Here is a 13,610-nt window from a genome sequence, read left to right on the forward strand (position 1 = left end):
GCTGGCTGATCCGCCCTCTTCGCGAGCAAGCCCGCTTTCACAAGGATTGTGGCACTAGTAATGCGGAGGCGGTGCCTCTTCTTCGAAAGATTCGAATTGCCCGACCATTTCCTCCTGGCGCTTGAGCAATGCCGCCATCTGTAGCTGCAACCGCTCGACCACCCTCTGTTGCTCCACCAGCACGTCGTTCAATGCCTGGATGGTGTCATCCTGAAACGCCAGGCGACTTTCAAGCTCGGTAACACGTTCCTCAAGGTTCATGGCATCAGCCCTCCAGAAACTTGAAATCATCGGTCAGGGCCATTCGCAGACGCTCGCGGACAGCCGTAACCTGCACCTCAGTATAAGGCACGGCCGAATGTTTGCCCCAGACCGGGGCAGGCCAGGCGGCATCATCACGCTTGCGTACGATGACATGCATATGCAGCTGGCTGACCACGTTACCCAAGGTTGCAACGTTCATTTTGTCGGCATCGAACGAATCTTTCAGTGTTTCAGCCAACGCCGTGGTTTCTTTCCACAACTGTTGCTGATCAATGTCATCCAACTGAAACAATTCACTGATATTTTCCCGCCGCGGTACGAGGATGAACCACGGGTAGTTGGAGTCATTGGACAACAGCAACCGGCACAGCGGGAAATCACCGATGGGCAGTGTGTCTTGTTGCAGTCGTGGGTCTAAGGCAAACACCGTGCGTACTCCTCGTTGTTGATCCTGCCCGGATGGGCGGCCCGCAGGCCTGCCTTGGGCGCAGACCCGCAGCATACCTGCGAACGCCGGAACGTTCACTGCGTACCGTCCGAGGCAGGCCCGACACTGATCTCCCTGAATTTTTATCCAGACGCGCCATTAACCGGTGCAGCGCCCCGCACCCATTCGGCGCATGCGGCAGCTGTCCGGCCCTGGCCGGAGTGATACCTGCTGCGGCAGTTGTAGGTTTTTCGCACAACTTGAAAAATTTTTGCACCAAAACAGCACAGTGCGTCTACGCTCAGTGCACGAAGTATCCGGGATTTACCCACCGAATGGGGTGAACCGGTAACGCTTTTGGTTGTCTCGCGAGGTTTTCGAACGGCAACCATGGCACCTGCGCAGCAGTCAACCCTATTTAAAACAAGGCCTTTGGAGCCCGGTTTCATGAGGTTTCACCGCGACCGCAGCGAGGATGTGAAAAAAATGTGAATGGAAATCGGATTTGTGCATGCTTGTTGCATTCATCCACACATCGTCTGGATGGGCCTGCCGGAACGCGGACCCTCAAGACCTGAAAATTAAAGTGGCAAGGCTGCCCAAGGAGCTTCAAGCGCGGTAATGATGGACTCTTTACACCGATGCCGGAAAAAGAAAAACAACATTAAAGTTGTGAGTCCGAGTGCATGGGTTCAGCCCAAATGCGACATGGATCGAGCCATTGGCGACAGGGTCGTAAAGAAGCTGAAAGGTTGTATGGGCAAGTATCGCCAATAGGGTCGGCGTGATATAAGTTTGCGCCGGCACAATAAAGAAAGAGCCGCCCAGATAATAAAACAGGTGGGACGGCAGTACTCTTCTAAAACCAAAGGAGCAAATCACGATGCGCGTGATGAAGTGGAGCATGATCGCACTGGCCGTTGCTGCAGCAGCCAGTACTCAAATGGCTACGGCCGCACCTTTCGTAAGTGACCAGTCTGAAGCCAAGGGCTTCGTTGAAGATGCCAGCGCCAAATTGCTGCTGCGCAACTACTACTTCAACCGTGACCGCAAAGACGGCGCGACCGATCAAAAAGACTGGACTCAGGGCATCTGGGGTAACTTCAACTCCGGTTACACCCAAGGCACCGTCGGCGTCGGCGTTGACGCATTCGGTTACCTGGCAGTCAAACTGGACGGCGGCGACGGTACCGGCGGCACCGGCAACATGAGCCGCGACGCCGACGGCGATGTCAACGACAGCCAAGGCAAAGCCGGCGCAGCCATCAAGTTCCGCGTATCCAAAACCGAACTGAAAATCGGTGACCAGCAGCCAAGCACTGCTCCAGTGTTCGCTGTCGGTGGCTCCCGCGTCCTGCCTCAAACTGCCAGCGGTTTCCAACTGCAGAGCAGTGAAGTCAAAGACCTCGACCTCGAAGCCGGTCACTTCTACTCGGGTACCAGCCAGGACCGCAACGCCCGTGACGGCGGCCTGTATGCAACCTACGCTGGCGTAGAAGCCAACACCATCGACTACGCAGGTGGTAAATATTCCTTCACTGACAACCTGAGCGCATCGATCTACGGCGCCCAGTTGGAAGACATCTGGAACCAGTACTACGGTAACCTGAACTACACCATTCCAATGGGTGGTGATCAGTCGCTGAACCTGGACGGTAACATCTACCGCACCACCGACACCGGCAGCTCCAAAGCCGGCGACATCAGCAACACCGCGTTCTCCCTGGCTGCTGCGTTCTCGTTCCTGAAAGCGCACACCATCACCGTTGCCTTCCAGAAAATCAACGGCGACACTCCGTTCGACTACATCGGTGTGGGCAAGAACAACCGTGGCGGCGACTCGATCTTCCTCGCCAACTCCATCCAGTACTCTGACTTCAACGCCCCAGGCGAGAAGTCTGCCCAGATCCGTTACGATCTGAAAATGGCTGAGTACGGCGTTCCTGGCCTGAGCTTCATGACCCGCTACGTCAAAGGTTGGGACATCGACGGCACCAACACCCCAGCAGGCAGCCCTTACGCTGGTCTGTACGGTGAAGACGGCAAGCACAACGAAACCAACTTCGAAGCCAAGTACGTTGTTCAGTCTGGCCCGGCCAAAGATCTTTCCTTCCGTGTTCGTCAAGCCTGGCACTACGCTAACGCTGACGAAGGTGAAGGCGATATCAAAGAGTTCCGCCTGATCGTCGACTACCCGATTTCGGTTCTGTAATTGCCGAAAGCTAGTTCGCGGTAATCAAAAAAAGGCCCATCTTCGGATGGGCCTTTTTCATGGGGTCTACTTCGTGGGAACCCTGACCGAAGGGATAGGCAAGTACCGGAGGATCATTGCGCCGAGGAGGATTCCTGAACTACCCGAATCACCCGCTGGGGAAACGGAATATCAATCCCCGCATCCTTCAAGCGATCCCGGGCCTGTTCATTGAGCATGAACATCACACTCCAGTAATCCGCCGTCTTCACCCAAATCCGCAACGACACGGTGATCGAGCTGTCGCCCAAGGTGGAAATCACCGCTTCAGGCGCCGGGTCAGCCAGTACGCGCTCATCCTTCGCCAGGTCGAGCAACACCTGCCGGGCCTTTTGCAGGTCGGCCTGATAGTCCACGCCCACGTCGAACACCACTTTGCGGGTCGGCTGGCGATTGGTGTTGGTGATGATGCCGTTCGACAGGTTGCCGTTGGGCACGATGACGGTCTTGTTGTCACCGGTGCGCAGCACGGTGTGGAAGATCTGGATGCTGTCGACCGTGCCGGCCACGCCCTGGGCCTCGATCCAGTCACCGATGCGGAATGGACGGAACAACAGGATCAGCACACCACCGGCGAAGTTCGCCAGGCTGCCCTGCAAGGCCAGGCCAATCGCCAGGCCGGCTGCGCCAATGGCGGCGACGAACGAGGTGGTCTCTACACCGATCATCGACGCGACACTGACGATCAGCAGGATCTTCAGGATGATATTCGCCAGGGTACTGATAAACCCCTGCAACGCCAGGTCAGCATTACGCAGGGCCAGCAGCGCGCCCAGTTTCTGGGTCACCTTGTTGATCAGCCACCAACCGATGGCCAGGGTGATGATCGCCAGCAGCACACGGCTGCCGTACTCCATGATCATCGGAATCCAGGCCTGGGAGGCCTTGACCAAGTGGTCCACTTCAGCGTTCAAGTCCATCGTGTTCTCCTTTTCCTGTAGCGAGCGGCATTGTGGCGAGGGAGCTTGCTCCCGCTTGGGTGCGTAGCGCCCACTGATAAGAGGCTGCTACGCAGCCAGCGGGAGCAAGCTCCCTCGCCACAGGGTCTCCATGAAACTGAAATATCAGTCGCGGAAGTTGTTGAATTGCAGCGGCATGCCGAATTCCTTGCCGCGCAAGGCGGCGATGGCTTCTTGCAAGTCGTCTCGCTTCTTGCCGGTCACCCGGACCTGCTCGCCCTGGATGGCAGCCTGGACCTTGAGCTTGGCGTCCTTGATGTGAGCGACAATCTTCTTCGCCAGTTCCTTGTCGATGCCTTCCTTGAGCACGGCTTCCTGTTTCATCAGCTTGCCCGAAGCGAACGCGTCCTTGACCTCCAGGCACTGCACGTCGATCTTGCGCTTGACCAGCGCCAGCTTGAGGATCTCGATCATCGCCTCGAGCTGGAAGTCGGCCTCGGCGGTCAGGTTGACGGTCAGGTCCTTTTCCTTGAACTCGAAACTGCCCTTGCCCTTGAGGTCATAGCGACGGTCGAGTTCCTTGACGGCGTTTTCAACGGCGTTGGTGACTTCGTGTTTGTCCAGTTCGGATACCACGTCGAATGACGGCATGTAGTGTTCTCCAATAAAAAAGGCGCGCCGGTAACAAAGGCGCGCGCTTGGCTTGTGGTTGAAATCGGGCTCATTATAACGGGTCTTTTCCTGCTGACACTGCGAGCCCCCGGATGCCTGCGCTAAACCGAGTAAAAAACTGATGTCCACCACCTGGCATGTCCTGGGCGCCGGCAGCCTCGGTACGTTATGGGCCGCGCGCCTGGCCCGGGCCGGTCTGCCGGTGCGGCTGGTGCTGCGCAATGACGACCGATTGCAGGCGTATCGGGCCGCCGGCGGGCTGACGCTGGTGGAACAGGGCCAGGCGCAGTGTTACCCGGTGCCCGGCGAAACAGCGGACAACCCTGAACCGATCAAGCGCCTGCTGTTGGCCTGCAAAGCCTATGACGCAGAGGCGGCGGTAAGCTCGGTGGCCCATCGCCTGAGCGCCGAGTCGGAAATGATCCTGTTGCAGAACGGCCTCGGCAGCCAGGACGCGGTAGCCAACCGTGTCCCCCTGGCCCGCTGCATCAGCGCTTCCAGCACCGAAGGCGCGTTTCGCGACGGTGACTGGCGCGTGGTCTTCGCCGGTCACGGCTACACCTGGCTCGGCGACCCCGCGCACCCGGTGGCGCCGTTCTGGCTGGACGACCTCAAGGCCGCGGGCATTCCTCACGAATGGAGCGCCGATATCCTCACCCGGCTCTGGCGCAAACTGGCGCTCAACTGTGCGATCAATCCGCTGACCGTCCTGCACCACTGCAACAATGGCGGTTTGCAGAACCATCGTTGCGAAGTCGCCACCCTGTGCGCGGAACTCACCGACCTGCTCGAACGCTGCGGCCAACCCGCTGCGGCCGAAGACTTGCTGCCGGAAGTCGAACGGGTGATCCAGGCCACCGCCGCCAATTACTCCTCGATGTACCAGGACGTCAGCCATCGGCGCCGCACCGAAATCAGCTATTTGCTCGGCCACGCCTGCAAGGCGGCCCAACGCCATGGGTTGGTGGTTGCGCACCTGGAACAACTGCGACAGCGACTGATTGCCCACCTGGACAACCTCGGATTGCCCAGCGACTGAGCAGCGGCTACGCTGGCCTCGTGTTCCTTTGCAGCGACGACTCTGATGCCATTGCGCCAGCGCCTTGAAAACCTCCCGGTCGGCCAGAAACTGCTGGCCGCCCTGTTGGTGTTATTGACCACCGTTCTTTTGGTGGCCAACCTGACCTTTATCAGCGCCGCCTACTACATTTCCCAGGAAAGCATGGCCCCCCAGGCCCTGCAGACCATCGGCCGACTGGTGGCGAACCCGAGCCTGATCGCCGACGCGCTGCAATCGCCGCAAACCGCCAAGCGCCTGCTCGACGAACTCAACAGCTATGCACCATTGCGGGCCGCTGCCTTGTATGACGGCGAAGGCGAGCGCCTGGCGCAACTGCAACAGGGCGAAAAGCTCAAGCTGCCGGACCACTTCCGCAAGATGCAGACATGGCAGGCCGGTGAATTTCGCAGCAACCAGGTGATCACCCTGCCCCGCCCCGGCACAACGCCGGGCCATCTGCTGCTGGTGGCCAGCAGCGAATTGCCGACGGCGTTCTACACCGGCACCCTCACCGCCAGCCTCGGCATCCTGATCTTCAGCGTGCTGCTGTGGCTGGTCATTGCCCAGCAGATCAAGCGCCTGATCACCCAGCCGATTCATCAGCTCGAAGAGCTGTCACGCCAGGTCACCCGCGAGGAGAACTACGCCCTGCGCGCCGCCCGGGGCAACCACGACGAGATCGGCAGCCTGGCCGAAGCGTTCAACACCATGCTGTCGCGGATCGAAGCCCGGGAACAACAGCTCAAGCGCGCCCGGGACGATTCCCAGGCCGCTTACGACCAGGCCCAGGGCCTGGCGGAAGAAACCCGCCATACCAACCGCAAGCTGGAGTTGGAAGTCCAGGTGCGCAGCAAGATCGAGAAAAAACTCACCGGTTTCCAGAACTACCTCAACAGCATCATCGACTCCATGCCCTCGGCGCTGATCGCCCTCGACGAACAGCTCTACGTCACCCAATGGAACCAGGAGGCCAGCGCGCTCTCCGGCACCCGCCTGGACGAGGCTTTGAACCAGCCGATCTTCCTCGCCTTCGAGCCGCTCAAGCCGTACCTGCCGCAGCTCAAGCAGACCGTCGAGCAACACACGGTGGCGAAGATCGAACGGGTCACCTGGACCAAGGACGATGAAGCGCGGCACTACGCCCTGACCTTCTACCCATTGATGGGCGGCGCCGGGCGCGGGGTGGTGATCCGCATCGATGACATCACCCAGCGCCTGTCGCTGGAAGAAATGATGGTGCAATCGGAAAAAATGCTTTCGGTCGGTGGTCTCGCGGCCGGCATGGCCCACGAAATCAACAACCCGTTGGGCGCGATCCTGCACAACGTACAGAACATCCGCCGGCGCCTGTCGCCGGACCTGCCGAAGAACCTCGAACAGGCCGAACAACTGGGTATCGAGCTGCAGGAGGTCAATCGCTACCTGGAAGGCCGGGAGATCCCGCAGTTGCTCGACGGCATCCAGCAGGCCGGCGCCCGGGCGGCGAAGATCGTTACCCACATGCTCAGCTTCAGCCGCCGCAGCACGCGGCAGATGGCGCCTTGCGACCTGCCGGCGCTGATCGACCAAGCGGTGGAAATTGCCGGCAACGACTTTGACCTGGCAATCGGCTTCGACTTCAAGGGCCAGGCGATCATCCGTCAATTCGACCCGAACCTCGGCCCGGTTCCCGGCACCGCCAACGAGCTGGAACAGGTGCTGCTCAACCTGTTGAAAAACGCCGCCCAGGCGATTCACCAACGCCAGGACGACAGCGAACCGGGGCGCATCATCCTGCGCACCCGGCTGAATCCGCCGTGGGCGGAAATCCAGGTGGAAGACAACGGCATTGGCATGAGCGAAAACGTCCGTAAACGGACCTTCGAGCCGTTCTTCACCACCAAGGAGATCGGCCAGGGCACGGGCCTGGGGCTGTCAGTGTCGTATTTCATCATCACCAATAACCACAAGGGCCAGATGGAAGTGCAATCGGCGCCGGGCCAGGGCACTTGCTTTACCCTGCGCCTGCCCTTGGCCGGCACGTCTCTCACCCAGCAGGAAAACATCCAACTGGAGCGCTGAGCATGGGCTTTCGCCTGTCGAAGATTTACACCCGCACCGGCGATACCGGTGAAACCGGATTGGGCGATGGCCGCCGCGTGGCGAAGGACCACCCGCGAATCGAGGCCATCGGCGAAGTGGATACGCTGAACAGCCAGTTGGGTTTGCTACTGGCCGGGCTTGCCGCCGAAACCACGCGACACCCGGATTTGCAGGAGATCATCGATGTGCTGACGCCTTGTCAGCATCGATTGTTCGACCTCGGCGGAGAGCTGGCAATGCCGGCTTATCAGGCCCTGACCACGGCAGAAGTCGAACGACTGGAAGCGGCGATTGACCGCTGGAACGAGGAGTTGGGGCCACTGGAAAACTTCATCCTGCCCGGCGGCTCGACCCTGATCGCCCTCGCGCACGTCTGCCGCAGCCTGGCCCGCAGCGCTGAACGTCGTTGCCAGCAGTTGAACACGGTCGAGCCACTGGCCGGGCCCGGGCTGGCCTACATCAATCGGTTATCGGATCTGCTGTTCGTGGCGGCGCGGGTGATTGCCCGGCGCCAAGGGGTTGCCGAGGTGCTTTGGGAGGCGGCGGCCAAGCCTCAGGAGTGATCACAAGGATGTATCGCCTGGCAGGCCGCCTTCGCGAGCAAGCCCGCTCCCACAGTTGATCGGGTTTCTTCAGAAAGAATGCACTCCAACTGTGGGAGCGGGCTTGCTCGCGAAGGGGCCAGCAGCCACTCTATAAAATCAGGCTTCAGGCCAAAACGCCCGAATCCCCGCCACACCCTGGGCCCCAGCCTCCCAGGCTTTTTCCCGGTCATCAGGCCCGACCCCGCCCAACAGATAGACCGGCTTGTTGAAGCCTTCGATCAACCGCGCCGCCTCATCCCACCCCAACGGCACTGCCTCGGGATGGGTCTGGGTCGGCTGGACGGGCGAGAGCGTGACGAAATCCACGTCCATCTGCCGGGCCAGGGCCAGTTCCTCAGCGTTATGGCAGGACGCCGCCAACCAACGCTCCTTGCCGAACGGACGACCCGCCGCTGCGTGCTTGCGCAATTGCGCTGCGGTGATGTGCCAGCCGGCGGACGGGAAATCCCCCAGCCACTCGAACGGCCCCTTGAGCATCAATTGTGCCTTGCCGGCGCACAACCCCGCCGCATCCACCGCCAGGTCACGGTATTGCGGGTCATAGCCATTGGGCGCGCGCAGTTGCACCAGCTTGATGCCACCGGCGATCGCCTTCTGCAGGCCGCGCAGCAAGGCCGGTGTCTCAAGGCCTTCAGGGGTGATCAAGTATTCGCCCGGCAAGCGGGCCGCGGCGACAATCGGTTGATTGGCGGCCGGAAACTCATAGTTCGGCAGATCGCGGGCCATCACCCAGGCCAAAGGCTGCCCTTCGGCGCCGTGGGCCTGGCCGGTGAACGCCGAGACTTCCCAGACATCCAGCAATACCTGCTTGTCCGGGTAATCGTGACGCACCTTGATCAGCGGCCGAGCGGCGCCGACCACAATCCCCAGCTCTTCATGAAGTTCCCGGGCCAGGGCCGTCTCGACGGTCTCGTCGGCCTCGACCTTGCCACCGGGAAACTCCCACAGGCCACCCTGGTGCTGGGTATCGGCCCGTCGGGCGATCAGGATCTTGCCGGCAGCATCACGAATGACCGCCGCCGCTACGTGTATTCGTTTCACCGCGTTGCTTCCTCCAGGCCGTCTTCGCGAGCAAGCCCGCTCCCACAATGGATTTGTGGTGCGAACACTTTGCAGGTCACCCAGCAGGTCCCTGTGGGAGCGGGCTTGCTCGCGAAGGCGGCGACTCGGTCTTAAGTCCGATACTCAGCGTTGATTTTCACGTACTCGTGGGACAAGTCAGTGGTCCAGATCGTTTCGCTGCAATCACCACGCCCCAGTTCGATGCGGATGGTGATTTCTTCCTGCTGCATCACCGCCGCGCCCTGGGCCTCGGTGTAGGTCGCAGCACGGGCACCCTGGCTGGCGATGCAGACTTCACCGAGGAACACGTCGATCTTGCTCACGTCCAGCTCCGGCACGCCGGCACGACCGACCGCGGCGAGGATTCGGCCCCAGTTCGGGTCGGAAGCAAACAGCGCCGTCTTGATCAGCGGCGAGTGCGCCACGGTGTAGCCGACATCCAGGCATTCCTGATGATTGCCACCGCCGTTGACCTGCACAGTGACGAACTTGGTCGCGCCTTCGCCGTCACGCACGATGGCCTGGGCCACTTCCATGCACACTTCGAACACAGCCTGTTTCAGGGCGGCGAACAGCGGGCCGCTGGCTTCGGTAATCTCCGGCAGATTGGCCTTGCCGGTGGCGATCAGCATGCAGCAGTCGTTGGTGGAGGTGTCACCGTCGATGGTGATGCGGTTGAACGACTTGTTGGCACCGTCGAGCATCAAGTCTTGTAGCACCTGGCGCGAAACCTTGGCGTCGGTGGCAATGTAGCCGAGCATGGTCGCCATGTTCGGCCGGATCATGCCCGCGCCTTTGCTGATACCGGTAACGGTGACGGTCACGCCATCGTGCTGGAACTGACGGCTCGCGCCCTTGGGCAGGGTGTCGGTGGTCATGATCCCGGTGGCGGCCGCGGCCCAGTTGTTCTCCGACAGGTCATCGAGAGCGGCCTGCAACGCGCCTTCGATTTTCTCGACCGGCAGTGGCTCGCCGATCACACCAGTGGAGTACGGCAGCACCTGGTTGGCATCGACACCGGTCAGCTCGGCCAGTTTCGCGCAAGTACGCTCGGCGGCGGCCAGGCCTGGCGCGCCGGTGCCGGCGTTGGCATTGCCGGTGTTGGTCAGCAGATAGCGCACCGGCCCCTGCACGCGCTGCTTGGCGAGGATGACCGGCGCTGCGCAAAAGGCGTTGAGGGTGAAGACGCCGGCGACCGTCGAGCCTTCGGCGCAACGCATTACCACGACATCCTTGCGCCCGGGGCGCTTGATGCCCGCCGAAGCGATACCGAGTTCAAAACCGGCAACCGGGTGCAACGTTGGCAACGGACCAAGACCAACAGCCATGAATGCGCTCCTTATAGATGTATGTCTGCGCCGCTCTCGTCGGGACGGCTAATCAAATGGCAAAACGCCGCGAGCCGTTTGAAACCGGTCGCGGCGTGGAGGGTTCAGCGTTGAAACGGGGTTATTGGATCTGCCCGTGGCAATGCTTGTATTTCTTGCCCGAACCGCAGTAGCACAGTTCGTTACGGCCCAGTTTCTGCTCGTTACGCACCGGCGCGGTGGCCGTCGCCAGGGCGACATCGACATCGACGCCCTCGTCAGCCACGACATCCAGGCCAGGGGCTTCGGCGTGCTCGAACTGCATGCGGGCGGCCAGGGCTTCAGCTTCCTGGCGCAGGCGAGCTTCTTCCTCGGCCGGGTCTTCGCGGCGGACCTGAACGTGGGACAGCACACGGATCGAGTCGCGCTTGATCGAATCCAGCAGATCGGAGAACAGCGTGTAGGACTCGCGCTTGTACTCCTGCTTCGGGTTCTTCTGGGCATAACCGCGCAGGTGGATACCGTGACGCAGGTGATCCATGGTCGACAGGTGGTCTTTCCACAGGTCGTCCAGTACCCGCAGCACAATCTGCTTCTCGAAGGAGCGCAGCGCTTCGGCGCCGGCCTGGTCTTCTTTCTCGTTGTACGCGGCGATCAGTTCGGCCAGCAGCCTTTCACGCAGGGTCTCTTCGTACAGGTGGTCATCCTCGTCGAGCCACTGCTGGATCGGCAAGGACACGCCGAAGTCGCTGCGCAAGGCCGCTTCCAGGCCGGCGATGTCCCACTGCTCCGGCAACGATTGCGGCGGAATGTGGGCGCTGACGGTGGCGTTGAGCACGTCCTGGCGGAAATCGGCGATGGTCTCGCCGATATTGTCGGCGGCCAACAAACTGTTACGCATGTGATAGATCACTTTACGTTGTTCGTTGTTGACGTCGTCGAACTCGAGCAACTGCTTACGGATATCGAAGTTGCGCCCTTCGACCTTGCGCTGGGCCTTCTCGATGGCATTGGTCACCATGCGGTGCTCGATGGCCTCGCCCGGCTGCATGCCCAGGGCCTTCATGAAGTTCTTCACCCGGTCAGAGGCGAAGATACGCATCAGGCTGTCTTCCAGCGACAGGTAGAAACGGCTGGAACCGGCGTCGCCCTGGCGACCGGCACGGCCACGCAGTTGATTGTCGATACGCCGCGATTCGTGGCGCTCGGATGCGATCACCTGCAAGCCGCCGGACTCCAGCACCTGCTGGTGGCGCTTCTGCCAGTCGGCCTTGATCTGCGCGATCTGCTCCGGAGTCGGGTTTTCCAGGGAGGCGACTTCCACCTCCCAGTTGCCGCCCAGCAGGATGTCGGTACCACGACCGGCCATGTTGGTGGCGATGGTCAGCGCACCCGGGCGACCCGCCTGGGCGATGATCTCGGCTTCCTTCTCGTGGAACTTGGCGTTGAGCACCTTGTGCTCGATGCCTTCCTTGTTGAGCAGCGCAGACATGTGCTCGGACGTTTCGATGGTGGCGGTGCCCACCAGTATCGGACGCCCCTGGGCCATGCCTTCCTTGATGTCATTGATGATCGCCGCGTATTTCTCTTCGGCGGTCAGGAACACCAGGTCGTTATAGTCCTTGCGGGCCAGCGGCTTGTTCGGCGGGATCACCACCACTTGCAGGCCGTAGATCTGGTGGAACTCGAACGCCTCGGTGTCAGCGGTGCCGGTCATGCCGGACAGCTTGTTGTACAGGCGGAAGTAGTTCTGGAACGTGGTCGAGGCCAGGGTCTGGCTCTCGGCCTGGATGTTCAGGTTTTCCTTGGCTTCGATGGCCTGGTGCAGGCCTTCGGACAAACGACGACCGGGCATGGTACGGCCGGTGTGTTCGTCCACCAGGACCACCTGGCCGTCCTGCACGATGTATTCGACGTTGCGATGGAACAGCTTGTGGGCACGCAGGCCGGCATAGACGTGGGTCAGCAGGCCCAGGTTGTGCGCCGAATACAGGCTCTCGCCTTCCGCCAGCAGGCCGACGCGGGTGAGCATTTCTTCGATGAACTGGTGACCGGCTTCGTTGAGTTCGACCTGACGGGTCTTCTCATCGATGGTGTAGTGCCCGGCCTGGGTCACTTGGCCTTCGACTTCCTCGACGTGCAACTTGAGCTGCGGGATCAGCTTGTTGATCTCGATGTACAGCTTGGAGCTGTCCTCGGCCTGACCGGAAATGATCAGGGGGGTACGGGCTTCGTCGATGAGGATGGAGTCGACTTCGTCGATCACGGCAAAGTTGAGTTCACGCTGGAATTTTTCTTCCATGCTGAACGCCATGTTGTCGCGCAGGTAGTCGAAACCGAATTCGTTGTTGGTACCGTAGGTGATGTCGGCGGCGTAGGCGGCGCGCTTCTCTTCCGGCGGCTGGAACGGCGTGACGACGCCGACGGTCAGGCCGAGGAATTCGTAGAGCGGGCGCATCCAGTTGGCGTCGCGGCGGGCCAGGTAGTCGTTGACCGTTACCACGTGCACGCCCTTGCCGGACAGTGCGTTGAGGTAGACGCCCAGGGTCGCCACGAGGGTCTTGCCCTCACCGGTGCGCATTTCAGCGATCTTGCCTTCGTGCAGGGTCATGCCGCCGATCAACTGAACGTCGAAGTGGCGCATGCCCATGATCCGCTTGCCGGCTTCGCGGGCCACCGCAAACGCTTCGGGCAGGAGCTGGTCAAGGGTTTCCCCCTTGGCGATGCGGTCCTTGAATTCGGCAGTCTTGGCGCGTAACTGATCGTCCGAAAGGGCCACCATTTGCTCTTCGAAGGCATTGACAGTCTGTACCGTCTTGAGCATGCGCTTGACTTCACGCTCGTTCTTGCTTCCAAAAAGTTTCTTTAACAAAGGCGCAAACATATCGGCAGGATCTTCCACACTAAAGGGATGGAGGGCGGCCCCGTGAGTCGCCCGTGCAGCCCTCATGGCCGCATGCGAACGAGCATTCTACCCGGAA

11 protein-coding genes are annotated in these 13,610 nt (G+C 60.8%); 4 read left to right on the plus strand and 7 right to left on the minus strand.

What is annotated here, in order from left to right; all coding sequences use genetic code 11:
• Positions 1-54: 54 nt before the first annotated feature.
• Both RGM2987_RS16220 and RGM2987_RS16225 read right to left on the minus strand, forming a co-directional pair.
• A complete protein-coding gene (locus RGM2987_RS16220; RefSeq protein ID WP_245143014.1) occupies positions 55-261 on the minus strand; it encodes a SlyX family protein in 207 nt (68 codons plus the stop codon).
• Positions 262-265: 4 nt separating this feature from the next.
• Positions 266-691, minus strand: coding sequence for an HIT domain-containing protein (locus RGM2987_RS16225; protein WP_245143090.1), 426 nt, complete (start codon positions 689-691; stop codon positions 266-268).
• An 883-nt stretch (positions 692-1,574) separates the two neighbouring features.
• On the opposite strand from RGM2987_RS16225, the gene RGM2987_RS16230 reads away from it, so the two are divergent.
• Positions 1,575-2,903, plus strand: a complete 1,329-nt coding sequence (locus RGM2987_RS16230; RefSeq protein WP_245143016.1) for an OprD family porin — start codon at positions 1,575-1,577, stop codon at positions 2,901-2,903.
• Between the two features lie 113 nt (positions 2,904-3,016).
• Here the strand turns inward: RGM2987_RS16230 and RGM2987_RS16235 are convergent, their stop codons facing one another.
• Complete coding sequence (locus RGM2987_RS16235; protein WP_245143019.1) at positions 3,017-3,862, minus strand: mechanosensitive ion channel family protein; 846 nt, start codon at positions 3,860-3,862, stop codon at positions 3,017-3,019.
• Between the two features lie 144 nt (positions 3,863-4,006).
• A complete protein-coding gene (locus RGM2987_RS16240; protein WP_042728748.1) occupies positions 4,007-4,492 on the minus strand; it encodes a YajQ family cyclic di-GMP-binding protein in 486 nt (161 codons plus the stop codon).
• A 142-nt stretch (positions 4,493-4,634) separates the two neighbouring features.
• Between RGM2987_RS16240 and RGM2987_RS16245 the strand changes: the two genes are divergently transcribed.
• From RGM2987_RS16245 to RGM2987_RS16255, 3 genes are read left to right on the plus strand one after another with little or no spacing between them, the layout of a single operon-like run.
• Positions 4,635-5,552 carry a putative 2-dehydropantoate 2-reductase gene (locus tag RGM2987_RS16245; RefSeq protein WP_245143021.1) on the plus strand — a complete coding sequence of 306 codons (918 nt, stop codon included), beginning with the start codon at positions 4,635-4,637 and terminating at the stop codon, positions 5,550-5,552.
• A 45-nt stretch (positions 5,553-5,597) separates the two neighbouring features.
• Positions 5,598-7,634: an ATP-binding protein gene (locus tag RGM2987_RS16250; RefSeq protein ID WP_245143024.1), complete on the plus strand. Its 2,037-nt coding sequence runs from the start codon at positions 5,598-5,600 to the stop codon at positions 7,632-7,634.
• Between the two features lie 2 nt (positions 7,635-7,636).
• The gene (locus RGM2987_RS16255) at positions 7,637-8,218 is read left to right on the plus strand and encodes a cob(I)yrinic acid a,c-diamide adenosyltransferase (RefSeq protein ID WP_245143027.1); all 582 of its coding nucleotides are present in this window, start codon (positions 7,637-7,639) and stop codon (positions 8,216-8,218) included.
• Between the two features lie 138 nt (positions 8,219-8,356).
• Here the strand turns inward: RGM2987_RS16255 and RGM2987_RS16260 are convergent, their stop codons facing one another.
• The 3 genes from RGM2987_RS16260 to secA all read right to left on the minus strand — a co-directional run bounded on the left by RGM2987_RS16260 (position 8,357) and on the right by secA (position 13,513).
• A complete protein-coding gene (locus tag RGM2987_RS16260; protein ID WP_245143031.1) occupies positions 8,357-9,301 on the minus strand; it encodes a Nudix family hydrolase in 945 nt (314 codons plus the stop codon).
• 131 nt (positions 9,302-9,432) lie between these two features.
• On the minus strand, positions 9,433-10,650 hold the full coding sequence (argJ, locus tag RGM2987_RS16265; protein WP_245143035.1) for a bifunctional glutamate N-acetyltransferase/amino-acid acetyltransferase ArgJ: 1,218 nt from the start codon (positions 10,648-10,650) through the stop codon (positions 9,433-9,435).
• A 121-nt stretch (positions 10,651-10,771) separates the two neighbouring features.
• Positions 10,772-13,513, minus strand: coding sequence for a preprotein translocase subunit SecA (gene secA / locus RGM2987_RS16270; RefSeq protein ID WP_245143037.1), 2,742 nt, complete (start codon positions 13,511-13,513; stop codon positions 10,772-10,774).
• Between the last annotated feature and the right edge of the window lie 97 nt (positions 13,514-13,610).

Origin of the sequence: Pseudomonas sp. RGM2987 (assembly GCF_022952855.1) — a bacterium.
Classification (GTDB): Bacteria; Pseudomonadota; Gammaproteobacteria; order Pseudomonadales; family Pseudomonadaceae; genus Aquipseudomonas.